This window comes from Actinoplanes awajinensis subsp. mycoplanecinus (assembly GCF_001509495.1).
GTDB classification, from domain to species: Bacteria; Actinomycetota; Actinomycetes; order Mycobacteriales; family Micromonosporaceae; genus Actinoplanes; species Actinoplanes palleronii.
The window spans coordinates 1-26453 of record NZ_LLZH01000016.1 but is presented as its reverse complement, the minus strand read 5'-3'; the positions used below and the strand labels follow the sequence as shown (position 1 = coordinate 26453).

General features: G+C 70.0%; 29 protein-coding genes and 1 pseudogene. 16 read left to right on the top strand and 14 right to left on the bottom strand.

All coding sequences use genetic code 11. The features are described from left to right. A partial coding sequence (locus ADL15_RS05345) for an RNA-guided endonuclease InsQ/TnpB family protein (RefSeq protein ID WP_067685478.1) occupies positions 1-1018 on the top strand: 1018 nt, incomplete at its 5' end. 89 nt (positions 1019-1107) lie between these two features. Here ADL15_RS05345 and ADL15_RS05340 read toward each other — a convergent pair. The 3 genes and pseudogenes from ADL15_RS05340 to ADL15_RS05335 all read right to left on the bottom strand — a co-directional run bounded on the left by ADL15_RS05340 (position 1108) and on the right by ADL15_RS05335 (position 2927). After that, on the bottom strand, positions 1108-1410 hold the full coding sequence (locus tag ADL15_RS05340; RefSeq protein ID WP_067685477.1) for a hypothetical protein: 303 nt from the start codon (positions 1408-1410) through the stop codon (positions 1108-1110). Positions 1411-1639: 229 nt separating this feature from the next. Next, a pseudogene (locus tag ADL15_RS57355) lies at positions 1640-1806 on the bottom strand (IS701 family transposase); the annotation flags it as partial. Positions 1807-2003: 197 nt separating this feature from the next. After that, positions 2004-2927, bottom strand: a complete 924-nt coding sequence (locus ADL15_RS05335; protein ID WP_067685476.1) for a helix-turn-helix domain-containing protein — start codon at positions 2925-2927, stop codon at positions 2004-2006. Between the two features lie 300 nt (positions 2928-3227). Between ADL15_RS05335 and ADL15_RS05330 the strand changes: the two genes are divergently transcribed. Beyond that, the gene (locus ADL15_RS05330) at positions 3228-3773 is read left to right on the top strand and encodes a hypothetical protein (protein WP_067685475.1); all 546 of its coding nucleotides are present in this window, start codon (positions 3228-3230) and stop codon (positions 3771-3773) included. 1099 nt (positions 3774-4872) lie between these two features. Here the strand turns inward: ADL15_RS05330 and ADL15_RS51060 are convergent. The 3 genes from ADL15_RS51060 to ADL15_RS05320 form a co-directional block, all read right to left on the bottom strand. Beyond that, complete coding sequence (locus ADL15_RS51060) at positions 4873-5085, bottom strand: hypothetical protein (protein ID WP_083970935.1); 213 nt, start codon at positions 5083-5085, stop codon at positions 4873-4875. A 127-nt stretch (positions 5086-5212) separates the two neighbouring features. After that, on the bottom strand, positions 5213-6058 hold the full coding sequence (locus ADL15_RS05325) for an SIR2 family NAD-dependent protein deacylase (RefSeq protein ID WP_232343911.1): 846 nt from the start codon (positions 6056-6058) through the stop codon (positions 5213-5215). Positions 6059-6080: 22 nt separating this feature from the next. Further along, positions 6081-6626: a carboxymuconolactone decarboxylase family protein gene (locus tag ADL15_RS05320; RefSeq protein ID WP_067685473.1), complete on the bottom strand. Its 546-nt coding sequence runs from the start codon at positions 6624-6626 to the stop codon at positions 6081-6083. Positions 6627-6751: 125 nt separating this feature from the next. On the opposite strand from ADL15_RS05320, the gene ADL15_RS05315 reads away from it, so the two are divergent. Then, a complete protein-coding gene (locus tag ADL15_RS05315) occupies positions 6752-7618 on the top strand; it encodes an AraC family transcriptional regulator (protein WP_067685472.1) in 867 nt (288 codons plus the stop codon). A 278-nt stretch (positions 7619-7896) separates the two neighbouring features. On the opposite strand, the gene ADL15_RS05310 is transcribed toward ADL15_RS05315, so the two are convergent. Beyond that, positions 7897-8565, bottom strand: a complete 669-nt coding sequence (locus ADL15_RS05310) for a TetR/AcrR family transcriptional regulator (protein WP_232343910.1) — start codon at positions 8563-8565, stop codon at positions 7897-7899. Positions 8566-8614: 49 nt separating this feature from the next. On the opposite strand from ADL15_RS05310, the gene ADL15_RS05305 reads away from it, so the two are divergent. Beyond that, positions 8615-9532 carry an NADP-dependent oxidoreductase gene (locus tag ADL15_RS05305; RefSeq protein WP_067685470.1) on the top strand — a complete coding sequence of 306 codons (918 nt, stop codon included), beginning with the start codon at positions 8615-8617 and terminating at the stop codon, positions 9530-9532. 241 nt (positions 9533-9773) lie between these two features. On the opposite strand, the gene ADL15_RS05300 is transcribed toward ADL15_RS05305, so the two are convergent. After that, positions 9774-10967 carry a putative acyl-CoA thioester hydrolase gene (locus ADL15_RS05300; RefSeq protein WP_067685469.1) on the bottom strand — a complete coding sequence of 398 codons (1194 nt, stop codon included), beginning with the start codon at positions 10965-10967 and terminating at the stop codon, positions 9774-9776. A gap of 146 nt (positions 10968-11113) precedes the next feature. On the opposite strand from ADL15_RS05300, the gene ADL15_RS05295 reads away from it, so the two are divergent. The 4 genes from ADL15_RS05295 to ADL15_RS05280 are packed head-to-tail and all read left to right on the top strand — an operon-like array spanning position 11114 to position 13897. Next, a complete protein-coding gene (locus ADL15_RS05295; RefSeq protein ID WP_067685468.1) occupies positions 11114-12172 on the top strand; it encodes an acetate/propionate family kinase in 1059 nt (352 codons plus the stop codon). 11 nt (positions 12173-12183) lie between these two features. Then, positions 12184-13194 carry a PDDEXK-like family protein gene (locus ADL15_RS05290; RefSeq protein WP_067685467.1) on the top strand — a complete coding sequence of 337 codons (1011 nt, stop codon included), beginning with the start codon at positions 12184-12186 and terminating at the stop codon, positions 13192-13194. A gap of 42 nt (positions 13195-13236) precedes the next feature. After that, complete coding sequence (locus tag ADL15_RS05285) at positions 13237-13707, top strand: sensor histidine kinase (protein WP_067685466.1); 471 nt, start codon at positions 13237-13239, stop codon at positions 13705-13707. After that, a complete protein-coding gene (locus tag ADL15_RS05280; RefSeq protein ID WP_338025518.1) occupies positions 13673-13897 on the top strand; it encodes a response regulator transcription factor in 225 nt (74 codons plus the stop codon). Before ADL15_RS05285 ends, ADL15_RS05280 begins: the two co-directional genes overlap by 35 nt. Before the next feature lie 126 nt (positions 13898-14023). Here ADL15_RS05280 and ADL15_RS05275 read toward each other — a convergent pair whose 3' ends face one another. Further along, the gene (locus ADL15_RS05275) at positions 14024-15088 is read right to left on the bottom strand and encodes an IS110 family RNA-guided transposase (RefSeq protein ID WP_157441180.1); all 1065 of its coding nucleotides are present in this window, start codon (positions 15086-15088) and stop codon (positions 14024-14026) included. 537 nt (positions 15089-15625) lie between these two features. Continuing rightward, positions 15626-15853 (bottom strand): hypothetical protein, encoded by a 228-nt coding sequence (locus ADL15_RS05270; RefSeq protein ID WP_067685464.1) that lies wholly within the window; start codon positions 15851-15853, stop codon positions 15626-15628. 137 nt (positions 15854-15990) lie between these two features. Here ADL15_RS05270 and ADL15_RS05265 point away from each other — a divergent pair, with 137 nt between their 5' ends. From ADL15_RS05265 to ADL15_RS05255, 3 genes are all read left to right on the top strand, one after another. After that, the gene (locus ADL15_RS05265) at positions 15991-17196 is read left to right on the top strand and encodes a cytochrome P450 (protein WP_067685463.1); all 1206 of its coding nucleotides are present in this window, start codon (positions 15991-15993) and stop codon (positions 17194-17196) included. Next, entirely contained in the window at positions 17190-17393 is a 204-nt protein-coding gene (locus ADL15_RS05260) for a ferredoxin (RefSeq protein ID WP_083970931.1), read from the top strand. The genes ADL15_RS05265 and ADL15_RS05260 overlap by 7 nt, the downstream gene beginning before the upstream one ends. Positions 17394-17459: 66 nt before the next feature. After that, the gene (locus ADL15_RS05255) at positions 17460-18101 is read left to right on the top strand and encodes a DUF4232 domain-containing protein (protein ID WP_067685462.1); all 642 of its coding nucleotides are present in this window, start codon (positions 17460-17462) and stop codon (positions 18099-18101) included. A gap of 4 nt (positions 18102-18105) precedes the next feature. Here the strand turns inward: ADL15_RS05255 and ADL15_RS05250 are convergent, their stop codons facing one another. Continuing rightward, the gene (locus tag ADL15_RS05250) at positions 18106-18927 is read right to left on the bottom strand and encodes an SAM-dependent methyltransferase (RefSeq protein WP_067685461.1); all 822 of its coding nucleotides are present in this window, start codon (positions 18925-18927) and stop codon (positions 18106-18108) included. Positions 18928-19044: 117 nt separating this feature from the next. Here ADL15_RS05250 and ADL15_RS05245 point away from each other — a divergent pair, with 117 nt between their 5' ends. The 3 genes from ADL15_RS05245 to ADL15_RS05235 are packed head-to-tail and all read left to right on the top strand — an operon-like array spanning position 19045 to position 20570. Continuing rightward, entirely contained in the window at positions 19045-19608 is a 564-nt protein-coding gene (locus ADL15_RS05245; RefSeq protein WP_067685460.1) for an NADAR family protein, read from the top strand. 4 nt (positions 19609-19612) lie between these two features. After that, positions 19613-19987: a hypothetical protein gene (locus ADL15_RS05240; protein WP_067685459.1), complete on the top strand. Its 375-nt coding sequence runs from the start codon at positions 19613-19615 to the stop codon at positions 19985-19987. Positions 19988-19997: 10 nt separating this feature from the next. Next, positions 19998-20570, top strand: a complete 573-nt coding sequence (locus ADL15_RS05235) for a hypothetical protein (RefSeq protein WP_067685458.1) — start codon at positions 19998-20000, stop codon at positions 20568-20570. Here ADL15_RS05235 and ADL15_RS05230 read toward each other — a convergent pair. The 3 genes from ADL15_RS05230 to ADL15_RS05220 are packed head-to-tail and all read right to left on the bottom strand — an operon-like array spanning position 20567 to position 24266. Next, on the bottom strand, positions 20567-21826 hold the full coding sequence (locus ADL15_RS05230; protein WP_083970930.1) for an LLM class flavin-dependent oxidoreductase: 1260 nt from the start codon (positions 21824-21826) through the stop codon (positions 20567-20569). The two genes, ADL15_RS05235 and ADL15_RS05230, sit on opposite strands and share 4 nt — an antisense overlap. 10 nt (positions 21827-21836) lie before the next feature. Beyond that, positions 21837-22856: an LLM class flavin-dependent oxidoreductase gene (locus ADL15_RS05225; protein ID WP_067685456.1), complete on the bottom strand. Its 1020-nt coding sequence runs from the start codon at positions 22854-22856 to the stop codon at positions 21837-21839. 24 nt (positions 22857-22880) lie between these two features. Continuing rightward, positions 22881-24266, bottom strand: a complete 1386-nt coding sequence (locus ADL15_RS05220) for an MFS transporter (protein WP_067685455.1) — start codon at positions 24264-24266, stop codon at positions 22881-22883. A gap of 70 nt (positions 24267-24336) precedes the next feature. Here ADL15_RS05220 and ADL15_RS05215 point away from each other — a divergent pair, with 70 nt between their 5' ends. After that, on the top strand, positions 24337-25053 hold the full coding sequence (locus ADL15_RS05215) for a hypothetical protein (protein WP_067685454.1): 717 nt from the start codon (positions 24337-24339) through the stop codon (positions 25051-25053). 19 nt (positions 25054-25072) lie between these two features. Further along, a complete protein-coding gene (locus tag ADL15_RS05210; RefSeq protein WP_198170567.1) occupies positions 25073-25744 on the top strand; it encodes an HAD family hydrolase in 672 nt (223 codons plus the stop codon). The last annotated feature ends 709 nt before the right edge of the window (positions 25745-26453 follow it).

Genomic DNA, 26453 nt, shown 5'->3' with positions numbered 1-26453 from the left:
GAAGAAGTCCGAGGACCTCGCGTTCCTCAACGAGGTCTCCTCGGTCCCGCTGCAACAGTGCCTGCGGCACCTGCAAGGCGCGTTCGCCGCGTTCTGGGACAAGCGGGCCAGGTACCCGCGCTTCAAGTCCAAGCGCAAGTCCCGCCTCTCGGCCGAGTTCACCCCGTCCGCCTTCCGGTGGAAGAACGGTGAACTGACCCTGGCCAAGACAAGCGCCCCGCTGGCCATCGTCTGGTCCCGGCCCCTGCCCGAGGGTCAGTCGCCGTCCACCGTGACGGTGTCCCGCGACTGCGCGGGTCGCTGGTTCGTGTCCCTGCTCTGTGAGGACACCATCGAGGTGGCCCCGGCCACCACGGCGGCCGTCGGCATCGACGCCGGGCTGGACCACCTGATCACCCTGTCCAGCGGGGAGAAGGTCGCCAACCCCCGCCACGAACGTGCCGACCGCACGCGGCTGGTCCGTGCGCAGCGCGAGCTGGCCCGCAAGGACAAGGGCTCCGCGAACCGGGCCAAGGCCCGGCTGAAAGTCGCCCGAGTCCACACCCGGATCGCTGACCGCCGCCGCGACCACCTGCACAAACTGACCACTCGGCTCGTGCGTGAGAACCAAACGCTCGTGATCGAGGATCTGGCCGTGCGCAACATGGTCAAGAACCACAGTCTGGCCCGCGCCATCAGCGACGCGGCCTGGCACGACTTCCGCCGCATGCTGACGTACAAGGTCGAGTGGTACGGCCGGGACCTGGTCGTGATCGACCGCTGGTATCCGTCGTCCAAGGTCTGCTCGGCATGCGGAGCCATCGCTGACAAGATGCCGCTGAACGTACGAAAGTGGATGTGCCGCTGTGGCACCACCCACGACCGCGACGTTAACGCGGCACGCAACATTCTGGCCGGCGGGCTGGCGGTGTCCGCCTGTGGAGCTGGCGTAAGACCTCAACGGGGGAACCTCCGTCCGGGGCAGCAGGCGATGAAGCAGGAAACCCGGCGGACGACCACCGGAATTCCCGTCCTTTAGGGCGGGGAGAAGTCAACGCAGCCTCCGTCAGGTGCCGGTGCCCGGCTGGCAGCCGGCAGCACGTTGCCGCCGGCTGTCAGCGCACGTCGTCAGTGGCAGAACGGGATCATGTGGTGGTCGTGGCCCATCGGACCGCCGCCCCGGCCCGGGTCGCAGTCGTCGAAGCTGCCCCGGCTCGGGTCACCGCCGAGACCGCCCCAGCCGTTGTCGCCGCCCCAGCCGTTGTCGGCGCCGCCGCCGGCGTGGCCGATGCCGTCACCGCAGTCATCGGCGCGGCCCCATCCTCCGTTGTGCTGCCCGTGGCCGATGCCATGGTCCCCGCCGCCGAACAGACCGCGACCGAGGTCGAGACATCCGCTGCCGCCTTCGAGGGAACTCTGCCAACCGCTCATTTCACATCCTTGGTATCGGGGGGTCTGACTCGTCTACGCCCAACGACGGAACCGGCCCCAGGACACCGAGTCCATGTGGGCGACCAATTTCACGGCCAAGACCCATCACCTTTGGCGTACGAAAAGGTCTTGCTGTTCAAAGGGTGTTGAAACGGTCCTCGAACGGCCTCGGCGCGCGCCCTGCCGGGGCCGGGCAGATGCATCTGCCCGGGATGACACCATGATCGGTACGACCGTTTGACCGGGTTACTGCACCGGGGCCGTCATCGCCGGCGTGCTCGGCGATCGTCCAGCAGTTCTTCACCGGTGACGGCGCCAGCAGCCCGGCGTCGAAGTACCGGACCCGGACCGGCGCCGGGGTTCGGGCCGGGTGAAGTGTGCCTCGATCGTGTCCATCAGCTCGTTGAACAGCTCAGCCAAGGCCCGGTTGCTGCCGCCGCGGCAGCCCCGTTGTCACGTGCATTTCCTGATAGTCGAACACGCGGCTTACGGGGTGTGGTCGAACGGGAGTACTTCAGCCCGCTTAACTGCCGAGTTGAGTGCATTCGATCATGGCGATGAGAGTTAGCTTCATTGTGCGCAGATCGCGGTGGTCACTGCTGACGAGTTGCTTTTGCGGCGGCGATCCGCAAAGCGGCTGCAAGCCATTGGAGTTCCTCAGTGGCGTCCGGTGCACTGCGTTTTCCGCGTACGCGAGCGACAAGCACGCGGTACTGTTCCGCGTTTGCCTCCATGCCTGCCTCCAGAGACGCCAGTACAGAGACCAGCTCGATGCTGCTGAACATCCTGGCAACCAGTTCGGCCGCAGCGGGCTCATCGGGTTGAAGTCCAGCTTTTCTGGCTTCGGCGACGGTTTCCGCAACCTGCCGGGCCCACCAGATGCGCGCCCCGGGAGGATAGCTCCGCCCGGGTATCGGGGTGTTCAGATCCAAGAAGGCTCGCATGCGAACCCGGAACGCCGGGTCCTGTACCAGTTCCGCCAGCTCGATCCAGGCATCCACCTGCGCAGGCGTGGGGTCGTCGGGCAATGCGATACGCACGTCGCGTACCCGCTCACGCAGACGCGGCTCGAGGTCGAGACCACCGAACACATCCGCTTTGAAGTCCTCGATGATCTGCAGCCGTTCGGTAGCTGAAAGCCGTGCCAACCGGTTCATCAGTGCTGTCTCCTCAGTAGTGGAACCGCGTTTCGCTACGGTGGACAACACCGCCCGGCTGACCTTCAGGGAACTGATCTGCGCGTCGAGCGCAGTCACATGCGCCGCGGCGACCTCGGCGACCGTGGCCCGGCCATCGAGTACCCGGCACACGTCATCGAGCCCCAACCCCAGTTCCCGCAAGGTCCGAACGAGTTCGACGCGAGCCACACAAGCGGCGTCGTAGAGCCGATAGCCGCTCGCCGACCGGCCCGCCGGCGGGACCGCGCCCTCGTCCGACCAGAAACGCAGAGTGCGCGCCGCAATACCCGTGTGGCGCGCGAGCTGGCCGATAGTAAGCAGGCCGGAGTGTTCTTCCATGGGGGAATCCTCAACGTTGCAGCCGCTGGAAAGTCAAGCACTCACCGACATCCGCCCCCGACCGCAGACCATCGTGACGGCAAGAAAATGGCCGGCACGGCTGGGACCCACCACCGCGCGGCATCCGCATCTGCCGCGAATCGCTCGCTACCGACGGTGTCCCGCGGTCCCGGTAGTCCGCGCTCGCTCCGGCCGAATGTCGGACGCTGCAGAAACAGGGAGGGCCGGGCCGCGAGCGTGTCAGCGACGCTGAGCTTCAATTGGTGCGACAGGAGCCGACGTGCTGGTCACACTTGCCGAGTGCTGGAAGTGGAACTGAGTGACCAGGACTATCTGCGACAGATCGGGCTGCTTGCCCGCGACGTCGTCGATGCGGCCCAGGACGAGGGATCGCTGCTGCACGGGTCGGATCCCGACGATGCCACGACGTTGCAGCGGGCGGTGAACCAACTGGCTCGCCACCTGCGGCGGGAGCACTTTGCAGGGGACGGATGCGTCGAGGACGACCGGCCGCTTCAGCACCTTGGCGGCGCTGCGGTGATCTCACCGAGTGACCATCCGGCGGCGCAGGCGAGCTATCTCGCCGGCTGCTCTCGTCTCGGCGTGGAGGCCCGCGTCGAGGGATGGGCGCTCTGGTACACCTGGGACGACAAAGCCCGCGCCCACACGATGGTCACCACCGCCCTGGACACCACCCATGGCCTGCTGAAGAGTTGGTCGCTCGGTCACGACCTGCAGCCGGCCCAGCCACTGCGCGCACAGATCGCGGCGGTCGTACGGGGTTGGCCCGGACCAGTCATCCTGTCGCCCAGTCACGCGACCACGATCGGATTGACAGGACGTTAGTTGGCGTTGACGCTCGGTGATTGACGTCAGGGCTGTTCGGACGTGCTGAACTGCTCCTCTCTGTGGCAAGACGTTGGCTGCATCGCTAAGCTTGTCGTCGGCGGGTTCGGGAAGTGACTTCTCCGAAGAGCCGGTGTGGGGATGCAAGCTGGTCGCGCTGGAGTTTGTTGACGTTCCCTGGTGTCCTCCCGAGCCCGTCGCCATCGCCGCAGTGGCGTCGTTGACCATCTGCCGGTAGACGATGTCGGACAGCCGCCGCTTCAGCGCCCGCATTGCTTCCATCGACGTCTTCCCGGCCACTTTCTTGCGGACGAAGTAGACGCGGCCTTCGGTCGGGTTGCGTGGTCGGCGGTGGTGTCCCCGTCGTGGTGTGGCAGCGGCTTCGCGTTCGGCTCATGCCTTGGTTTCGGGATCCAACCAGGTCAAGCGGTCCAGTCTGCCGTGGCCTGGCAGTGCGTGGGAGTCGATGTTCGTACGCGTTCAGGTACCGACCGCCAACCGCACGATGTCGGCGAGCGCGTTGTTCCCTTCCGCTCGCACGTAGTCGATTGTCCGGGCCGGCTCTTCGGCCCCGCGGCAAATCTGGCAACTGTGCCATAACGAGTGTCCATGGTGCGGGTGCACAGTAAGAGACGGCTTGGGCGTTCCGCCGAGATTGATGCTTACATGACGGCGTGAGCGATTCTTTTGTGGATCCTTTTCGTGCGGTTGAGAAATTGGCTCACATTAGTTAACGTGCTGTTCGATCCGAGCCTTCGGCGGAATTAATGCCCGCTAAAAGCCTGTCGGCACCTGACGACTACTCACACTTCAAGGGGGTGTTCTCATGGACCCGCGCGACCCCTCAGCGGTTTTGTCCCGTGCTAACTTCCAGCGGATGGTGGACGCCCCGCCCAAGCGGTTCTACGCTCGCCTGCTGCGTCCTGAGGAAGAAGTGCGGTTGCGTGTGGTAGACACCTACCGACCTACCCCACGTCACATGTCCGGCTACCTGGTCGACCTGGACGTGTAGGTGGTGGCGAAGGGCGGCCGTATCGCAATCGGGCACATGGCTGCCCTCAGCTTGACGTTCACCCTGAGGCGCGGCTCGATGACCGGCTCACGGCAGGCGGTCCAATGATGTGCCAAGCCGGTCACCAGGAACCGTCCGCTGCTCTACCTTGACGTCGACGGCCCGTCGATCCCATTTCGGTCGAGGTCCGCCTGGCACGAAACCCTGCTCGTCGACCCAGGCGAAAAGCAGGCGCAGCGGCTCTGGCAGGTCGAATCCGTCCGGCACCCGCGCCAGCGTCGTGGTGAGGAAGTCACCCACGCCCGGCAGCGTACGAGATCACCTCGTCCATCAGAATGGTCCGTTCGTCGACCGTCACAACGGCTGGCGTGTCTCGGCGCGGTCCTTCGTCGACGCGGGTGATCCGAGGTCATGCCGGGTCCGGCGATCATTTCAGGGCTTGGTCGGACGTGCTGAGGGCGGCACAGATCTGCGGAAGGACCACACCGATCGGTTCCCGGATCACCGCGGTGGCGAGGTCGTCGTAGGGGGTCGGATCGCGGTTGACGATCACCAGGCGGTGGCCGGCGTTGACGGCCACCGCGCACAGCGAGGCGACCGGTTCGACCTGCAATGAGGTGCCGACGGCGAGCATGAGCTGAGCATTGGCGGCGATCCGTTCGGCCAGGCCGGTGGTGGCGGGGTTGAGATGCTCGCCGAACAGGACGACGTCCAGCTTCAGGATCGCTCCGCAGTCGATGCAACGAGGGTCGCTGTCGCCGGCCTCGACCCTCGTCAACGTCTGTTCGCTCGGCGTGCGTCGGCCGCAGCCGGTGCAGATCACCTGGTGCATCGTGCCGTGCAGCTCGATCACCTTGCGCGGGCTGGAGCCGGCGCGCTGCTGCAACCCGTCGATGTTCTGCGTCAGGACACGCACCGCGACACCGGAGTGTTCCAGGTCGGCGAGCGCCCGGTGAGCCGTGTTCGGCTGGGCCCGCCAGGCCGGGTGACCATGGTAGGTGCGCCAGAACGCCGCCCGAACGCTGGCGTCGGCCATGAATGACTGATACGTGAATGCCTTGACCAGCTCCGGATCGAGAGTCCACACGCCCGACGGTCCACGGTAGTCAGGAATCCCGGAATCCGTTGAGATTCCCGCGCCGGTGAGCACTGCCACCCGTTCCGCTCCGTCGATCCAGTTCCCGATCATGGTGGTCGATCGTAGGCCGCGGGTGTTGTCAGGACGAGGCAATAACGCGGGCTCGGGGCCGGGGTGCATCGAGAAGCGATGCACCCCGGGTTCTCCGATGCCGGGGTCAGTTCGCCCGGCGCAGCGCCACGGCCGGGAAGTCGACCGGCACCCCGAGGGCGATGTTGACGTAGTTGGTGAACAGGTTGAGGGCGACCTGGGCGATCGTCTCGACGATCTGCTCGTCGCTCCAGCCGTGCGCGCGGACGGCCGCGATGTCCTCGGCCGTGACCTGGCCGTGCTCATCGACCAGTTTCAGGGCGAAGCCGAGCAGGGCGGCGGTACGGGCGTCGCCGGACTCGCCGACCTGCGCGGCGGTGAGATCGTCGCGGCTCAGACCCGCCTTCTTACCGAGTACGGTGTGCGCGGCCAGGCAGTACTCGCACGAGTTGCGGTTCGCGACCGCCACGGCGATCTGCTCGCCCAGGGCCGCGCCGAGGGTGCCGCCGGAGAACGCACCGAACGACCCCCACATGCTCTTGAGCGCGGCAGGAGAGTTCGCGACCGCCTTGAACATCGCGGGCACGGCACCGAAGGCGGCGTGGATCTGGTCCAGCTGCTCCTTGACCTCGCCGGTGGCGGAGTCACGGTCGACCAGGGGCACGTTCGTCATAGCTGTTTCCCATCTGAGGTGAGCGCCCCCATGTCGGGGCTGCGTCACCCAGCCTGCCCGGCGCAGGCGGACGATACGTATCATAAAATCTTTGGTTCTTAGCGGATCGTCCATACGATGGTGGCGTGGAGACTTTCGATCGACTCGGCCCGCTGTTGCAGCGGTTCCGGGTCACCACCAGGCTGTTCCACACCGGCCCGCTCTGCGGTGTGACGACGTTCGCGGCCCAGCCCGGCCGGGGCTTCCTGCACATCCTGCGGCGCGGAGACATGGCGGTCACCCATCGCGAGCCCGGCGGCGCGGTGCGGCGGATCGAGATCGACCGGCCGAGTCTGATCTTCTACCCGCGGCCCCTCGAGCACGCCTTCCACAACGCGCCGGCCGCCGACTCCGACTTCACGTGCGCGTCGCTCGATGTCGAGGGAGGGGCGACGCACCCTCTGATGCGGACACTGCCACCCGTGCTCGTCGTCCCGCTCGACGCCTTGGGGGGACTGCAGCCACTACTGCAACTGCTGTTCGACGAGGTCGACAATGTTCGCTGCGGTCAACGGCTCGTCGCCGACCGGCTGTTCGAGGTCCTCCTGATCCAACTGCTGCGCTGGATCCTCGACCACGCCGGTGAGCTCGGCCTGCCCTCGGGCATCCTGACCGGCCTGGCCGACCCACGCCTGGCTCCCTCACTCGTCGCGCTGCACGACTCCCCGGAAGCGGACTGGAAGCTGGACGGCATGGCACGCGAGGCACGAATGTCCCGCAGCGCCTTCGCGGCCCACTTCAAGGAGGTCATCGGCGCCACCCCGGGGCAATACCTGACGCAGTGGCGGCTCACCATCGCCCAGGAGCGCCTGCGCGCTGGCGCTGCCGTGTCCACTGTCGCGACGGAACTCGGATACGCCAACGCGTCCTCATTCTCGCGGGTGTTCGCCCAGCACCTCGGCACGGCACCGAGGAACTGGCTCGCCGCGCCGCTGGATTCTCACGTCCGATAAACCCTATATTGTACGAATGTGGAGCGCACGTCCGTAGGCTACGAGCCGAGTCCCGCCCGTGGGGCTGCGCGCGACGCCCGTGGTGCACCGGGCCGTGGCGCGTCGCCCGACGCGAGACCGCAACCACTCCAGGCCGCAGCGCGCGGCCGCCAGCCCGGTGTCGGGTTGGCCTCACGGGCGGGCGCTCCGTACTTCGTACCAAAGGAGGATCGAAAGCGGACGCGGCGGCGAGCGGCGGGATGGTTTTGGGTCTTGGCGGTCCGGAGCCGCGGTCTCGGTCAGCCGACCGGAAGCAGGGGCAGGCGGGCCGGGGGTGGCAGTGGGGGCGCGCCCGGTAGCGCGCGGAAGCCCTGGATCTGCAGGGCGGCGAAGCGGCGGGCGGCGAGCAGGGCGTCGGCCGGGGTTTCCGCGCGGACGCCGCTGTTGGCCTGGAGGACCAGGAGCAGGTCGCCGATGACGAAGTCGGAGCGTAGGTGGCCGGCGGCCTTGGCGCGGCGGGCGAGTTCGCCGACCGCGCGGAGGGTCTGCTCGCGGGTCGTGGTGAAGTCGATGGCGTGCGGGAACGCGGCCATGAACGCGGCGGTGAAACCTTGATTGCCGGCGTGCAGTTCGCAGACTCGTTCGATCACCGTGCAGAAGCCGTGCCAGGGATCAGGATCGGACAGGCCGTCCTCGACGATCGACGTGCACATCGCCATCTGCTCGGCGAAGGCTTCGATGACCAGGGCTTCCTTGGTGGGGAAGCGGCGGTAGAGGGTGGCCGGGCCGACCTCGGCGCGGCGGGCGATCTCGCGCATCGGGACGCCGAGACCGTCGGCGCCGAATGCGGTGCGAGCGACGGCGAGGATCCGCTCCCGGTTGTCGCGCGCATCCGAGCGCAGCGTGTCCGGGCGCGGCGTCTCCGGCACCGGGAGGCGCGCCGATTTCTGAGGCAACTGACCGCTCACGGATCTCACTTTAGCTAACCGGACGGGGTGTTCCACTACCGTCCCGGGCATGAGAGCACTGCACTTCGCCGAGTACGGTCCGCCCAGCGTGCTGCGGGTCGCCGAGGTTCCGGAACCGCACGCCGGGCCGGGGGAGATCCGGATCGCGGTCCGGGCGTCGGGTGTCACGCCGTCCGATGCCGCGGTCCGCTCCGGGCGGTTCCGCGACTTCATGCCACTGGCGCTCCCGCACATCCTCGGCGTGGACGCGGCCGGCATCGTCGACGAGGTCGGCGCCGGCGTGACCGATGTCGGTCAGGGTGCCGAGGTGTTCGGGATGGTCGACCTGGCCCGGCTGGGCGGTGCGAACGCGGAGTACGCCGTGCTGGCCGCCTGGACGGCCAAGCCCGCCGCGCTGAGCTGGACCGAGGCCGGTGGCGCGGCCGCGAACGTGGAGACCGCGACCCGCGTGCTCGACCGGCTCGGCGTCACGAACGGCACCACGCTGCTGATCGAGGGCGCGGCCGGCGGGGTCGGAACGGTCGCGGTGCAGCTCGCGGTGGCGCGGGGCGCGACGGTGATCGGCACCGCGAGTGTGGGCAACCACGAGTTTCTGGCGTCGCTGGGTGCGCGGCCGACGACCTACGGTCCGGGGCTGGACACCCGGGTCCCGGCCGGCGTCGACGCGGTGTTCGACTGCGCGGGCAAGGGGTCGCTGCCCGACCTGGTGAAGCTGGTGGGCAGTGCGGACCGGGTGGTGACCGTTGCTGATCTGAACGCGGCCGCGTCTGGGGTTCATCTGTCGCGCTCCGCCGGGCCGGGTGCTGATCCGCAGGCGCTGCACGGGCTGGCGGTGGCGGCGGGGCTGGCGGAGCAGGGGCGGTTCACGGTTCCGGTGGCAGGGGTGTTCGCGCTGGACGACGCGGTTGAGGCGCATCGGTTGAGCGAGACCGGCCACGCCCGCGGCAAGATCGTCCTGATGTCGTGAGCGGTGGCTGGTGCTCAGGGGTGTCTCGGCGGGTGCGAGACACCCCTGAGCACCAGCCGGATGGGGCGCGGCGCGCCGCGTTCCTCAGCCCGGTGCCACGTCGCGGGCGGTCGCGGCAGCGCTCGGGCCGAGGAGAGCCGGGCGGCACGTCGCCTGCGGCCACTACAGGGCTCGGGTCGGGAGGGGGCGGTCCCGCGGGGCTCCCCGCCGTACCGGAAAGGGGTTTGCTGACCGAAGCGGGTCAGGAAGCGGCAGACGGGCCGTGGTTGGCGAATTCGTAGAGGCGGTTGAAATTCACGTCGTCGAGGTCGCGGCCCTCGTCGACCCTGGCCAGGAACGGTCGGCTGGTTGTCGCGGCCGGGGCCCACGGTGCGGCCACGTCGAATCCCACACCCAGGTAGCTGTCGCGGATCAGCAGCTGGCCGTTCGGGGTGATGCCCGGCAGGTAGCCGGTCGCGCTCGCGCCCTGGTCCCAGGCCCGGCCGAAGCGGCCGGTCGGCGCGGCCCGATAGCCCGCGTCCGCGACGAGGCGGGACCTGGTGACCAGGAAGCCGTACCGGAAATGGGGTGCGGTGTTCGGTGCGAAGATCACGCCGCCGGAGTCCTTGCGCGACGAGACCAGGCGGAATTCACAGCGGTCGAAGACCGCGGCGGCCCGGCCGAAGACGAAGTCGGTGTCGCCCTCGACATACGTGTGGCGCACCGCGACGCGCGCGATCCGGTCCACGTCGGCGGCGTTCGCGAGGAACGTGTCCTGGCGGCTGATCAACCGCATGCCCTCGAGCTGGGTGCGGTCGGCGTCGGTGCGCAGCGCGAGCGCCTGGTGCGTGCCGCGGTCCACCGTGTCCAGCAGCGTGTTGGTGATCGTCAGGCCTTTGAGCTGCAGGTCGGTGCTCTGCGCCCAGACCACCGTGGCGCACAGCGCGGCGGTCGCGGTGGTCTTGGTGGCGCACGACTGGAACATCGACCAGGCCGGATCGCCCTCGGCGTAGCGGCCGCCGGCGTTGACCTGTTGCGCCCACTGGGCCGGGGTGATGGTGGCGTCCACGGTGAACTCGAGGTTCACGGCGCGAGCGGGGCCGTCACCGTAGATGGTCAGCGGCGGGCCGCCGGCCGGGATGAAGACCGTGCCGGTGTACGTCCCGGGCCGGACCGCTATGGATCGGCGCTGGGTGCCGCCGGCGCGGTAGGCGGCGTTCACCGCCTGCTGCACGTCGGCGAAGCCGTGCCGGCCGCCGACCACGAAGTCCGCGCGTCGCGGTGTGCTGATCGGTGGCGGTCGCCACGGGTCGGCGATCGGGTTGTCGTACGGCCCGGAGTACCCGAAGTAGCTCGCCGCGGTGTACGGCGCGGCCTCGGCGGGGGACAGGATCGGCCGGGCGGGAGTGCCCGGCGCGGCCAGCAGCGTCGCCAGCATCAACAGGACGGTCTTCATCACGACTCCTCAGCAGGAATGCGCTTTCCCGCAGCCACCATACTGTCGATACCGGTCTATGTCTGCGGCAAAGGCGAAGCGGCCGGGATGAATCCGCCGGGGCGGGGTATCCCCAGGGTTATGGCTGCCGAGAAAAGTGACGACCCATGGGCATCCTGACCGTCAACGCCGGCTCCAGCAGCCTGCACCTGGTCATGGTCGACGGCGATCGCGCCGGCGACCGGTGCGACCTGTCCGACCCGTCCGAGGGCGCCACCGACATCGTCCGGGAGTTCGTCCGCGGCCGGCCGGTCCCGGACGCCGTCGCGCACCGCCTGGTGCACGGCGGTGAGCTGGTCCGCCGGCCGATGATCGTCGACGATCGGCTGCGGGCCGGGCTGGACGAGGTCGCCGCGCTGGCACCGCTGCACGTGCCACCCGCGCTGGCCCTGCTCGACACGCTGCGCGAGCTGCTGCCCGCCGTGCCGCACGTGGTCTGCCCGGACACCGCGTTCCACGCCGACCTGCCGGCCCATGCCGCGACGTTCCCGCTGCCCGCCGAGTGGCGCGAGCGCTGGGGCCTGCGGCGGTACGGGTTCCACGGGCTCTCGTATGCGTACGCCGCGGAACGCGCCGCCGACCTGCTCGGCCACCCGGTCGGCGAACTGCAGATGGTGCTGGCCCACCTCGGCGGCGGCGCGTCGGTCTGCGCGGTCCGCAACGGCCGCAGCGTCGACACGTCGATGGGCTTCACCCCGCTGGACGGTGTGCCGATGAGCAGACGCTCCGGCGCGGTCGACCCGGGTCTGCTGCTGTGGCTGCTCGACGGCCGGTTGACCCGCGAGGAGCTGACCGACGGGCTCTACCAGCGGTCCGGGCTGCTCGGGCTTTCCGGCGGGCGCTCCGGTGACACCCGCGAGCTGGTCGGCGACCCGGCGCTGGACGTGTTCACCCACCGGGTGCGCCGGGAGATCGCGGCCGCGGCGACCTCGCTGGACCGCCTGGACGCGGTGGTGTTCACCGGCGAGATCGGCTGGGACCAGCCCGAGGTGCGCCAGGCCATCTGCGCCGGGCTGGGCCTGCTCGGCGTGTGCCCGCCGGTCACCGGCAACCGGGGGAGCGACGGCCCGATCAGCGCGGCCGAGGCGAAAATCGCGGTCCTGGTGGTGGAACCGCGCGAGGAGCTGCAGCTGGCCCGCGAGGCCGGTGCCGTGACCGGCCGATAGAGTCCCAGGCCATGACCGCTCTCGCTCGGCTCCTGGCCTCGGAGAACAACACGAGCGACCTGCTCGCGTACCTGATCGAACTCGACGCCACACCGCTCGTCGCGGTGCTCGGCCTGCCACCCGGCACGTATGCCGCGGCGCGGGAGGTGCGTACCGGCGGACGGCGCAGCCGCCTCGACCTGGTGGTGCACCGCGAGGGCTCCCGGGAACCGGTGGCCGTGCTCGAGGTGAAGGGCGCCGCCGGCGAACACGGCGATCAGCTCGCCCGGTACGCGGAGTGGGCGCCGTCGGCGAAGTTGTTCTACTGCACCCTCGACGGGACCGCGACCGCGGCGCCGGCTCCGTGGCAGCCGCTCAGCCTGGTCGCGCTGTTCGGGGCGTGGCACGGCAGTTCACACGTGTACGCCGCCTGGCTGGCCGACGAGATCGCCGGCGTGCTGGGCCCCTGGAACCAGGAGGCCGACGGCGTGATCGGCGCGTCGACCGGGCCGTACGTGGCGAACCTGGTGACCCGGCGCACCGCGGCCGCGGTCGGTGGCGTCGCCGGCAGCACCACCCCCGGCATGCCGATGCTGGTGGTCTTCCGGGCGCACCCGGGTGGTGGCGCGGACGCGCGGATCGGCGTCGACGTGCGCTGCAACAACCTGACCAACCCCGCCGAGTCGTGGCTGTTCCGCCCGTTCGTGCAGGTCGGCACGTGGGCTGATCCGACACCGGCCGCCAAGCTCGCCGTCCAGCCACTGGCGGCCGCACTTCAGGACGCGCTGACCTGGCCCGCGATCCGCCAGGTGGTCAAGGACCCGGGTGTGCTGAACCCCGGCGGGAACGACGGCCTGCGCAACCCGCCGGGCGGGACCCAGCCGATCTTCTACGACGACCGGGGCGTACGCCTGGCCACCCAGTTCAAGGTCGACGTCACCCGGGTCACCCGCTTCGACCTGGCCGCCATGATCACCGCCGTGCTCGATCATCTGGAGGCGGCTACCACCGTAGGTGTACCCGCGGTTACCACCGGCGAGTGACGTGCGGGGACGTCCCCGCACGTACGGTTGGATCATGCGTGGGTGGCTGTCGAACTGGTCGGTGGCGGTCAAGGCCGGTGTGCTGACCGCGGCCGGCGCCGTCAGAGCCGCGAGGACGAGGTGCGCCACCGGGTCGCCGAGGAACGGCTGCGGATCGCCCGGGAGCTGCACGACGTGGTCGCGCACCACATGGCCGTGATCAACGTGCAGGCCGGTGCGGCGGTCTACGCGCTGTCCCGGCAGCCCGAGGCCGCCGAACCGCCGCTGAACCACATCCGGCGCGCGTCCGGGATGGTGCTCAAGGAGCTGGCCGCGATCGTCGGGCTGCTGCGCCAGCCGGGCGACGCCGAGGCCGAGCACCAGCCGCAGCCGGGTCTGGATCGGCTGCCCGAGCTGCTGGAGACGTTCACGGCCGACCCCGCGGGCCACGAAGGGGCTGATCGACCGGCTGCTGTCCCCGGACGACCAGCCGCTGCGGGTGCCACCGGAGCTGGAGCTGCTCACCGACCGTGAACGCGAAGTGGTCCGCCTGGTGACCCTGGGCCGGTCGAACGAGGACATCGCCGCGCTGCTGGTCCTCTCGCCGCTGACCGCCAAGACCCACGTGCACCGGGCGATGACCAAGCTCGGCGTCCGCGACCGCGCCCAGCTCGTGGTGATCGGCTACCAGAGCGGCCTGGTCCGCCCCGGCGAACGCGCCTGATCCGGTCCGCACACGCAGCGCCCGGTAGGCCACGAGCCACGTCCCGCCCGTGCGGCCGACGCGACACCGCGTCACCGCGGACCGCAGCGCGCTTCCCCGGTCTCCGGCTGGATGCCCCTATGTTCGTCAAGGGGTTGCGGGGAGTAGAAGGCTGTAGATTTCGCGTGCTATGTAGCGTTTTAGGCAGCGGATGATTTCGCGGGGTGTTTTCCCTTCGGTTTTGCGGCGGTCGCGGTAGGCGCGGGTGGCGGGGTCGTGGCGTAGCCGGGTCAGGACGATGCGGTAGAGCGCGGCGTTGGCTTGCCGGTCGCCGCCGAAGTTGAGGCGGTGGCGGTCGGTGCGCCCGGAGGACACCTCGACGGGGCTGGCGCCGCAGAGCGCGGCGAACGCGGCTTCGTGGCGCAGCCGTCCGGGGTTGTCACCCGCGGTGATCAGCAGGGTCGCGGCGATGTCGGGGCCGACGCCCAGCCGTTGCAGCAGCTGCGGGCGGTGGGCGTCGATGATCGTGTGCAGCTGTGCGGTGACCTCGTCGATCTCGGTGCTCAGGGCGAGGATCCGGACGGCCAGGCTGCGCAGGGTGTAGGCGGCCGCGGTCGCGGCGTGGCTCAGGTCGGGGCCGGCGGTCAGCGCCGCGCACCGGCGCAGCAGGGTTTTCGGGCCGAGTCCGTGCAGGCTGTCGCGCAGGGTCGCGTCGGCGGTGACCAGGACCGCTTTGAGTTGGTTGAGGGCCTGGGTGCGGGCCTTGACCGCGGAGTTCTTGGCGAGTTTGAGCAGCCGCAGGGCCTCGGCCGGGCCGTCGACGGTTTTCGCGACCGCGGTGGCGGTGCCGGCCAGCACGGCCCGGGCGGCGTGTTCGGCGTCGATGACATCGTTCTTGCCGCGGCGCCGCCGGGTGGCCTTGTCGGTGGAGTTGACCTCGATGACGGCGACGCCCTGATTGTGCAGGTAACGGTTCAAGCCGGCACCGTAGGAACCGGTGCCCTCGAGCCCGGCGCGGCATAGCCGGCCGCGGGTACGACTCCAGGCCAGTAACTGCTGGTAGCCGTCCGTGGTGGTCGGGAACGACGCGTTGCCCAGGACCCGGCCGGTGACCGACAACGCCACCACGACGTTGGCGTCGCGGTGGGTGTCGACCCCGATCACAAGGTCTTCGGGCAGGTCGGGCTGCTGCCCGCAGAGCAGATCGGGCATGCTGGCAGAGGTCATGTTCGCTGTTTCCTGTTCGGGGGGCACACGAGGATGGCCAACCCCGGACCGGTGGCAGCGGTCAGAACTGTGACGGCGCCCTTGTTTGCGGCAAGGCCCCTATCGGGACACGCGGCACCGGTCCGGGATCACACGCACCGTTCCGAACCATGGTCGACAGATCCAGCTCAAGACATCGACGTCAGTTCTCAGGCGAGTCAAACCACGACCCGGAACAGCACCCCATGATCCTCACAGCTCTGACCGGAAAATAGCCTCCCGGGCCATCCGCCGCAGTACCTCCGAAGTGGCAAAATCGCAGGTGACTCAGGGGGAAAGGCCTGCCGCGCGCCGACCCGCACCGCGGCTCTGAGCAGGGTGTCGGGCGAGTACCTTGCGCCTATTTTCACGTCCGCGAGACGTCCTGCAAGGTCACGATGACTCAGGGGTGTCTCACCGTACCCCAGGCACCTCTGGAAACCAGCCGGCGTCCGGAGGCGCGCAGCGGTCCGCAGTGGCTGCGGCCTCGCGGGTGAGTGGCGGTCAGGGGATGCGGGTGAGGACGTCGGCCATGATCTTGACGGCCAGGTCGACCTGGGCGCGGTCGTAGCCGCGCAGGGAGGCGCCGAACTCCGCGCCGGTGAGCGCATCGCGGGCCGCCGTGCGGGCGAGCTGGCTGCCCGAGCTCACCGCGTCCTGGGCTTGGGTGAACAGCTTGTCCACTGCGAACCGGTCGTAGCCGCGCAGGACCACCAGGAAGTCAATCGCCATGGTCAAGAAGGTAGCAAGGCGGCAAAATATCGGCCTAAACCATAGCCACTGGTGAATCCCTTGATCGTTTCGGGCGCCCTTGTACAAATCATTCTTCTCGCTTACGGTCGGCCGTGGCCGGACACAATGGAGGACCCATGTCTGAAACGGTTCCCGTCTACCCGTTCGCTCACCCCGCCGCCCTCGAACCGTCCCCGGAATGGGAGCGGTTGCGCGACGAGTGCCCGGTGTCCCGGGTCCGGATGGTCAGCGGCGACGAAGCCCTGCTGCTCACCCGGTATGCCGATGTCCGCGAGCTGCTCGCCGACCCGCGCTTCACGCACAGCCTGACCGCGCCGGACGCCGCCAAGGTCTCCACCGCCGACGACGGCGGCGTGTTCAGCAGCGAGAACTCGGCGATGACGGCCAGCCCCGACCACCCGCGCTGGCGCCGGATGATGAACAAGTCGTTCACCGTCAAACGGGTCACCGCGATGCGCCCCCGGATCGAGGAGATCGCCCACCAATTGATCGACGACATGCTCGCCGGTGGGCAGCCCGGCGATCTGCAGTCGGCACTCGGTTTCCCGCTCCCGGTCTTCGTCATCTGTGAACTGCTCGGCGTCGACCCCGGATATCGCGACAAGTTCTCCCACTGGTCCGACGCCATGCTCAACCTGACCAAATACGATCAGGACGAGCTGACCACCGCCGCCGCCGAGTTCCAGGCGTTCATGGTCCAGCACGTGCAGGACAAGCGGTCCAAGCCCGGCGACGACCTGCTCAGCGAGCTGGCCGCGGTGGTCGACAGCCAGGACGGCCGGTTGTCCGAGCAGGAGCTGGTCATCACGGCGCAGGGCCTGCTGGTCGCCGGGCACGAGACCACCGCCAACATGATCGGCAAGATGGTCTCGATGCTGCTCGCCGACCGCCCGCGCCGCTGGGAACGGCTGCTCGACGACCGCGGCCTGATCAACTCGGCGGTCGAGGAGTCGCTGCGCTTCGACGCCAACCCCGGCTTCGGCCTGCCCCGCTACATCTCCGAGGACATCGAGGTGGCCGGCTGCCCGATCGCGGCGGGCACCACCGTGGTGGTGAGCATGGCCTCGGGCAACCGGGACGAGCGGGCGTACCCGGAGGCCGGCGAGATGCTGATCGACCGGGTGCCGAACCCGCACCTGGCGTTCGGCGTGGGCCCGCACTCCTGCCTCGGCCAGGCCCTGGCCCGCACCGAGTTGCAGGTCGTCCTCGCGGTGCTGCTCGACCGGTTGCCCACCCTCGAGCTGGCTGTGCCGGCCGGGGAGCTGCGCCGGCGGGACGGGCTGATCGTCGGTGGCCTCGAGGAGGTGCCGGTCCGGTGGTGAAGCGGATCGAGTTCGACGAGCCCAAGTGCATCGCCGCCGGTCAGTGCGTGATGACCGCCCCGGAGGTCTTCGACCAGCGCGACGAGGACGGCGTGGCGATCGTTCTGCAGCCGGTCCCGGCTCCGGAGCACTGGGACGCGGTCCGCGACGCGGTCGCGATCTGCCCGGCGGCGGCGCTGCTACTGGTCGATATCTGACAGAGATCGTCCGGCGGCACGAATGGAGGAGGTTCGGACACCGGAGCGCGGGTTACAACTTCAGGCATGAAGCGCGCCGCGATCGTCCTGCTCTGCACGCCCCTGCTGTTCGCCGCCGGTTGTTCCGCGTCGTCGCAGCCCAGCTCTGCGCCGGCCGCACCGCCGGCGGTGTCACCGACGACCTCGGCGACCGGAAAAGCGACCGCGACAACGACCGCAACAGCAACCGCGACAGCGACCGGAAAGGCGTCCGGGAAGCCGGTGGCGACCCCGCGGTGCCACACCGGCGACCTGAAGCTCAAGATCGGTGACGGCAGCGGCGCGGCCGGCACATCCTACGTCGCGCTGCTGTTCACCAACGCCTCCGACCACACCTGCACCCTGTACGGATACCCCGGCGTCTCCTGGGTCACCGGCGACCAAGGCACGCAGGTCGGCTCGCCGTTCAAACGGGGCGGCACCCAGAAGAAGGTCACCGTCACCCTCAAGCCGGGCAAGGCCGCGCACACCATCGTGCAGAGCTCGGACGCCGGATTCTTCGACGCCGCCGAGTGCACGCCGACCGCGGTGCGCGGCCTGCGCGTCTACCCGCCGGACGAGACCGCGTCGGTGTTCGTCAGTTCCACCGGCAACCAGTGCGCCGCGGAGGGCGTCGACGTCGGCACGATCTGGGCGATCACGCCGGGCACCAAGCTGGACCCGTCGTAATCGGTCACGGCCGGTCCCGGACCACCTCGGCCACCAGGCCGTTGGCGGCGATGTCCGCGACCGGGGGCCGCGGCTGCGGCGCGTCCTCGGGCCACCACTGCGACACCGACTGCACGCCCGGCGCCACCAGCCGCAGGTCCGGATGGGTGAACAGGGCGGTCAGCTCGGCGCCGGTGCGGTCCTGCCACTGGCGTTCCATCACCTTGCGCAGCGCGGTGATCTGCTCGGCCGGCATGTACTCCGGCGTCGCGTTCGAGGCGGCGACGATACTGCCGGCCGGCAGCGCACCGATCAGGGTGTCCAGGATGGCTCGCGGATCGTCGTCGTCGCGGATGAAGTGCAGCACGGCGATCAGCAGCAGACCGACCGGCTGGGACAGGTCCAGGGTGGCCCGCAGGCCGGGGTCGTCCAGGATCTCAGCCGGCCGGCGCAGGTCGGCCTCGATGTAGGTGGTCCGGCCCTGCGGCGCGCCGGTCAGCAGCGCCCGGGCGTGCACCAGCACCAGCGGGTCGTTGTCGACGTAGACGATCCGCGCGGACGCGTCGGTCTCCTGGGCGATCTCGTGGGTGTTCGGCGAGGTCGGGATGCCGGTGCCGATGTCGAGGAACTGCCGGATGCCCTGCCGGGCCATGAATCGCACCGCGCGGTGCATGAAGAACCGGTTCTCCAGGGCGCTGAGCCGGGCCGTCGGGTGACGTTTCTCGATCTCGTCGGCGGACTGCCGGTCGGCCTCGAAGTTGTCCTTGCCGCCGAGCAGATAGTCGTAGCGCCGGGCCGGATGGGCTACCGACGTGTCGATCCTGGAGCTTTTCAACGGATCCGTCACGACAGGTCCCCTTCCGCACCGCGTACCTGAAACAGGAAGATCGTAGTCAATTCGTCCGCGCCGCGCTGCCCGGTAAATGGGGCGCTTTCCGGCCGCGGATGCCGCAGACTCGGCGGCATGATCGCCGAGGTTCGCACCGTCGCCGACCTGGCCGCTCTGACCGCGGCTGGTCAGCGGGTCAAGTACCTGCACTTCTGGGGGCACACCCCGGCCCGCGACGGGAGCGTCAGCGCGAGCTGCCTGAGCCAGTGGTCGCCGGAGGGTTTCACCGTCGACGGCATCCGGTTCGCGACCGCGGAGCACTACATGATGTGGGGCAAGGCGACGCTGTTCGGCGACACCGCGATGGCCGCGCAGATCCTCGCGTGCGGTCATCCCCGGCAGGCGAAGACCCTCGGCGGCCGGGTGGCCCGCTTCGACCAGCAGGTCTGGAACGACCATCGCGTCGCGATCGTGGTCACCGGCAATCTCGCCAAATTCCACCAAAACCCCGATTTGGGTACGTTCTTGGCCGGTACCGGCACCCGTGTGCTGGTCGAGGCGAGCCCGATGGATCGCATCTGGGGGATCGGGCTGACCCGCGACGACCCACGCGCCGACGACCCGGGGCGGTGGCGCGGTCTCAACCTGCTCGGCTTCGCGCTGATGGAGGTCCGCGCCCGCCTCGGTGCGGAGGGCTGAGCCGATGGGTGCCCTGGACGCGCACGCGGCCCGGGTGGCGGCCGGCGCGGTGATCGAGTTCCGGCCCACCGGGTCGTCGATGGTCCCGCTGATCCGCAGCCGTCAGCTGGTCACCGTCGCCCCGGTCGACCCGGCCAAGCTGGAGGTCGGCGACATCGTGCTGGCCCGGGTGGCCGGCTCGACGTACCTTCACCTGGTCTCCGCGATCCAGGCGGACACCGCGCGCGTGCAGATCAGCAACAACCGCGGCCGGGTGAACGGCTGGACCGGTTTCGCCCGGGTCTTCGGCATCTGCACCGCCGTCGACGGGGTGCCCCGCCCACGGGTCGCGGGCAAGGTGCGCGCCGGCGTACGAAAAAATGTCGGTGGGTCTCCCTAGAATCGCTCGCATGTCAGTCGCCTTCACCGCACTGTGGACCCAGGATGTGTGCCGCCCGCTGCGCAAGGGTTTCGTCGGGCGCCGGCCACCGGTGGTCTTCAGTGGCGCGCACGGCTCCTCGGTCGGCTGGGGTTCGGTGGACACCGGTGACGAGGTTTTCGCGCTGCACGTCAGCAAGTGCGTGATCCACGTGGTCAGCCGGTTGCGGGTGCTCGACTGGAAGCAGTCGGCGTGCTGTGGCGCGCTGCCGGCGTTCTGGGCCGACCCGGCCTATCAGGGGCATCCCGGGTGGGACGACGCGCTCGGCGCCGGTCGCTGCGGTGCCGCGCCGGTGCACGTCGATGCGACCCCGATCCGCTTCGACGTCACCGTCCCCGGCGACCTGCTGCCGACGCTCACCTGGCGTAATGCGAAGGGTGTCACCCGCACCCCGAAACACGTCGTCGACGGCCGCCTCACCAACTCGATGAGCATCCAGGGGGTCTACCGGTTGACCGAGGGCTCGGCCGCCGACCTGTCCGCGCTGATCGACGCCGCCCCGCCCCTCCCCGCCGTCGGGGGAGAGGCCCGGGCGGTCGCTTAGGCGGGGAGGTCCAGGTGGTCGCGCAGGGTGGTGCCCTCGTACGCGGTGCGGTAGACGCCGCGCTCCTGCAGCTCCGGCACCAGCTTGTCGACGATGTCCTCGATGCTGCCGGGCAGCAGCTGCGGCAGGATGTTGAAGCCGTCCACCGCCCGGTCCCGGACGTAGCGGGTCCACTCGTCGGCGATCTGCCCCGGCGTCCCGACGAACGTGCTGTGCTGCGGGGTCACCTCGACGACCAGGTCACGGATGGACAGCCGGCGTTGCGCGGCGAGCGCGCGCCACCCGGCGATCCGCTCGGCCTTGCCGGTCCGGTGCTCGATCGCGATGGTGCCGCGGGACGGGTCGAGTTCGCCCTCGGCCGGTTCGATGTCCGGCAGCGGCCCGTCCGGGTCGTAGCCGGACAGGTCCTTGCCCCAGTACTGCTCGAGGAAGGCCAGCGCGCGCGGCCCGGTGACCTGCTCCCGCTGGATCCACGCGGCCTTCTCCGCGGCCTGCGCGGGTGTGTCGCCGAGGACCACGGCCGCACCCGGCAGGATCCGCAGCGAGTCCGCCGACCGGCCATAACCGGCGAGTCGTCGGCGCAGGTCCGCAGCGTAGGCCACGGCCTTGTCGTAGTCGGTGTTCGCCGAGAAGACCACGTCGGCGTGCCGGGCCGCCAGGTCGCGTCCGCCGGCCGAGTCGCCGGCCTGGAAGAGCACCGGCCGGGCCGGCACCGTGGGCGGCGCGGTGACCGAGATCAGGTCGTCGTGCCGGTCCACCGCCGTTCCGGCCCACAGCGCCTTGGCGGTCTCGACGAACGCGCCGGCCCGCTCGTAGCGGCGCTCGTGCGGCAGCCAGCCGCCGCGCCGGAAGTTCTCCCCGGTCCAGGCGTTGTCGGTGGTCACGATGTTCCAGCCGGCCCGCCCGCCGGAGACCGCGTCCAGGCTGGCGAGCCGCCGGGCCAGGTCGGCCGGGAAGTTGTAGGTGGTGTTCTGCGTGGCGACCAGGCCGATCCGTTCGGTCACCGCGGCCAGAGCCGCGAGCTGGGTGATCGCATCGGGCCGCCCGGCGACGTCCAGATCGTGGACGCGTCCGCGATTTTCCCGTACGCGCAGCCCCTCACCGAGGAAGAACGCGTCGAACAGTCCCCGTTCCAGGGTCTGCGCGGTGGCGACGAACGTGTCGATGTGGGTGTGCGTGCTGAACGCCGGATCGGTCCAGACCAGTTGCGGTCCGACGCCGGTGAAGAACACTCCCAGGTGCAGGCGCGGTGACATGTGCATCCTCCTATCCGGCGGTGGCGAACCGGTTGACGGGCCGGTGCAGCCCGAGCGTGTCGCGCAGGGTCGGCCCGGTGACCGGGCGGCGCCCCAGCCCAGTGGCCAGCCGGGGCAGGTCGACGTGCAGCTCGGCCGGGTGCAGCCGGACCCCGTCGACCAGGCCGGCCAGCCGATCCAGCAGGTCGCGCAGGTCCTCGGCGCTGCCGGTGTGCCGCAGCCGCTGCGCCGGTCCCCACGGCGCGACCGCGTCCAGGGCGGCGAGCCGGTCCGCGCCGAGCAGCACGTCCAGGTCGGCGACGACCAGCGGGGCGCCGTCCGCGCGCGCCTGCCGGGCCCGGTCGGCGACCTCGTCGACGGTGGGCGCGGCGACCAGCGCCACGTCGAGCCGGCCGGTGACGCCGAGGGTGTCCGCGCCGAGCACGACGAGCTGGCCCTGCGGCGGCCGGGGCGTGATCAGTGGGCCGACCACGGAGAACCGCTCACCGGTGAAGTTGACGTGGTGCACCCGGTCGGCGTCGAGGAACCGGCTGGTCACCCGGTCGCGGATGATCGCGTCGTCCTCCCAGGAGTCCCAGAGTTGCCGGGCCACGTCGATCCCGTCGGCGATCTCCTGACGCAGCGCGGCGCCGTCGAGCCGGGGCAGCCCGACCGTCGCGTAGACCGCGGCGCTGTGGTCGGCGCCGACCACCCAGCCGGCCCGGCCGAGCGACGCGTGGTCCAGCGAGGCGAGCTGGGTGGCCAGGTGGAACGGCTCGGTGACGGTGACGTGCAGGGTGGGTGCGAGCCCGATCCGCTGGGTGCGCCGGGACAGGAAGCTCGCCCGGACGCCGGCCTCGATCCGCGCCGGGCCACCGGGCGGCGGCAGCGCCGCATCGGCGATGGTGACCAGCGCGAAGCCGGCCGCCTCGGCGGTGGTGACCCGGGCGGTCAGGGCGGCGATGTCACCGGCCGGTCCGGCGTGCCCGGCCGCCGGGTGCGCGCCGGCCCCGTCCACCTCGAGGGCCAGGTGTGGTCGTGTAACGCTCATCGGGACCTCCTAATCCTGCAAAGCCTATAGTCGAGCTAGGGTTTGTGGGGAGGTTGCCTGCGTCGCAGTGGTGCGGTTGTCGAGGGCCGCGAACAGCGTCGCCACGAGCATCATGGCCAGGCAGAACACCAGCCCGGGCGGGCCGGTCAGCACGCCGGTGACCGCGGCGGTGGCGAGCGTCGCCGAGATCCGCTGCGACACCTGCAGGAACGCCCCGGCCAGTCCGGCCACCGCGGCCGGCGCGTGGACCAGGGTCAGCGCCTGGTTCGGCGAGATGATCAGCCCGCCGGTCAGGCCCATCGCGAGCTGGGTGCCGGCCAGCCCGATGCCGAGCGCGACGCCCGAGGCGGTGTGCAGCACGACGATGGTGGCGGCGATGGTCAGCGCGCAGCCGGCCAGGGCGGCGGTCACGCTGGGCCGGCCGTACCGGCTGACCAGACGCCAGCTCTGCGACGACGCGAGGGCGAACCCGAGGCCGCTGGGCAGCAGGGTGAGCGCGGTGCGCAGCGGCGACCAGCCGAGCGTGTCCTGCAGGTGCAGTACCAGCACCAGGGTGGTGGCGAGCGACGCGCCGAACTGGAACATCGCGGTGAGCGTGCCGAGCCGGAACCCGCGCGAGCGCAACAGCTCCGGGATCAGCACCGGGGTGCGCCCGGATCGGGCGTAGCGGGCCTCCCAGCGGGTCAGCGCGATCACCGCCGCGATCGCCGCGAGCGGCCACACGACAACCGGCGGCCCCTGCCCGGCGGGCAGCACGAACGGCAGTAGCAGACACAACGTGACCAGGCCGAGCAGGGCCAGGCCGGGCAGATCGAGGGTGGTCCGACGGGCGGTCCGCTCCCGGTCCGCGGGCAAGAAGATCAGCGCCAGGGGTACGGTGGCCAGCCCGAACGGGACGGTGAACAGCAGCACCAGGCGCCAGCCCAGCTCGTCGCCGGCCAGGTCCAGCACGATGCCGCCGAGGGGTGGGCCGATCACCCCGGCGATGCCGCCCACGGTGGCGTAGGCGCCCAGCGCCCTGGTGCGGTCCCGGCCGGTGTAGAGGTCCTGGATGATGCCGTACACCTGGGGGTTGACCGTGCCCGCGCCGATGCCCTGGGTCAGCCGGGCGACCGCGACCACCCACGGCTCGGAGGCCGTGCCGGCGACGATCGCCGCGACGGTGAACAGTGCGACCCCGCCGGCGAAGAGCGCCCGCCGCCCGTGTGCGTCGCCGAGGCGCCCGGCCGGGACCAGGGCGAGCCCGAACGTCAGCGAATAACCCGCGATGATCCATTGCAGCGTGGCCGGTCCGGCACCGAGGGAGCCGCGCAGGGCGGGGATCGCGGTGGTCAGGCTGGCCTGGTCGAGCAGCGTGGTGAAGGCCGCGCACAGGCAGACGGCCAGGGGAGCACTCGACCGTTTCGGCACAGCGCCACCGTATCCTAGTGAACCTATCGGCAGACTAGAGATATGGCGGCGCGGGTGCACACTCGAAGGCGTGCGCTGGTGGGGACGGGCCGAGTGCCCGGTACGACAGGTCGAGCAGGACTGGATCGAGACGTCGCTCGACTGGCTGGTCGCCGAGTTCGGCACCGGCCGGTTGCGCGGCACGGTGGTGCTGCCCACCGACGACTTCTTCCCGGGCGACTACCGCGGCGGGCGCGACGACATCCGGGCGGTGCTCGGCCGGCTCTGCGGCCACATGGGCGTCGACCCGGCCCGGGTCGAACTCGAGCACTACGCCGGCGACACCGAGCCGGAACTGGCCGCGCACGTGCCGATGAGCTGGAGCTCGCAGGGCGCGGCCGGTCATCACCGGGTCCGCGACGGCCGCTCGATCATCGGGATCCAGGACGAGCAGGCCGCCGCACCGACCGCGCTGGTCGCGACGATCGCCCACGAGCTGGGCCACGTGCTGCTGCTGGCCGACGGTCGGGTCCGGCCGGACCGCCGCGATCACGAGCCGCTGACCGACCTGCTCACCGTCTTCTTCGGCCTGGGCATCTTCGGCGCGAACGCCGCCTTCGAGTTCTCCCGCGGCGAGAACAGCTATCGCACGTCGAGGCTGGGCTATCTGACCGAGCCGATGTTCGGCTACGCCCTGGCGCGTTATGCCTGGCTGCGCGGGGAGACGGAGCCGGCGTGGGCGCGCTATCTGGACACCAACCCGCGCACGTTCATGAAGCGGGGGCTGCGCTATCTGGCGCAGGCGTGAGAGGGCGCATGATCTGCTGGTGGCCGTGCCGTTGCTGTTGGTGGATCTGGACAACACGCTGATCGATCGAGACGCGGCCTTCCGTAGCGCGGTCGCCGTCTTCCTCGCCGACCATGGGCTGGCGGACGCCGACGTGGCCTGGGTGATGAGCGCGGACGCGAGCGGGTACACCGCCCGGGACGTGCTCGCCGCCGCCCTGACCGACCGGTACCGGAACGCGGTACCGGCCACCGCGATCAAAAGTCTTCTCGACAGCGGCGGCGCCGAGCATGCCCGACTGGCCGACGCCACCAAGGACGCCCTGCTCGCGGCCCGCCACGACGGCTGGGCCTGCGTGATCGTGACCAACGGCCGCACCGCACAGCAGGAACTCAAGATCCGCAACACCGGCCTCGACCGGCTGGTCCAGGGTTGGGCGGTGTCGGAGGCGGTCGGCCACAAGAAGCCCAACCCAGAGATCTTCCGGGCGGCGACCGCCCTCGCTGCCGTGCCCTTGGCCGACGCCTGGGTCGTCGGCGACTCCCCGCAGGCCGACATCGGCGGCGCGATTTCGCTGGGTCTCCGCAGCGTATGGGTCGCCGACGGCCGGTCCTGGAACCTGGATGCCTACCGCCCCACTCACATCGCCGTCGATGCAGCCTCGGCCATCCATCACGCCCTACGGGCCGGCTCGAGCAGACCGGCAGCGTGAGTCGCCGCCCGCTCGCTCTCGATCCGTGACGCGTTCGACTTGATGACCGCTCCACGGCGCCGATGAAGTGATGTGTTCTCTGCAGACCCGCCTTCGGCTTCGCGACTCAGGCAGCTCCTAGGAGTGGCGATCACCGTACTGGTCCTTGCGGGTGTGGGCACGCTTGTCTGGCGGCTGAAGGGTCCTGAGCCGGAGAGGACCGACAGCTCCACGTGCCCCGGTGACCGCGACCAGGCTGAGGGAGTTGGTTTCTGCCCCCAATACGGAAGAATCGATGAGGTGTACGGCGCACCCACGCTGCCCGGGCTGGATCCCGGTGCCTTCTTCCGGGCACGGGCGGCCGCGGCAGGACCTGCCCTCATCGAGGCGATCTGCGGGTGGGAGGACTCGCCTTGCGTGACCCGCCGGCCGGCGACAGAAGCTGATGCGGACCGCGTTTACCACGTACTAAGAGATCAAGGTCTGGTCGAGGTAAGCGTGCGCCTGGCGCATCCCGGCGACCCCGCGCCGTCCGGCGCGCTCATGTATGCCCTCTTCAATCCCGGGAACTGCATCGCCGCATATGCCGACTTTCGTCAAGGCCCGCTATGGACGGATATTTCGCGCCTACTACTCCAGCAGGAGATCCGTTCTGACCTGTTGTGACGGTGTGGGTTTGTCCGTGGACAGCAAGCAGCCACCGTCAAGTCTCAGCGGTTGTGTGGACTAC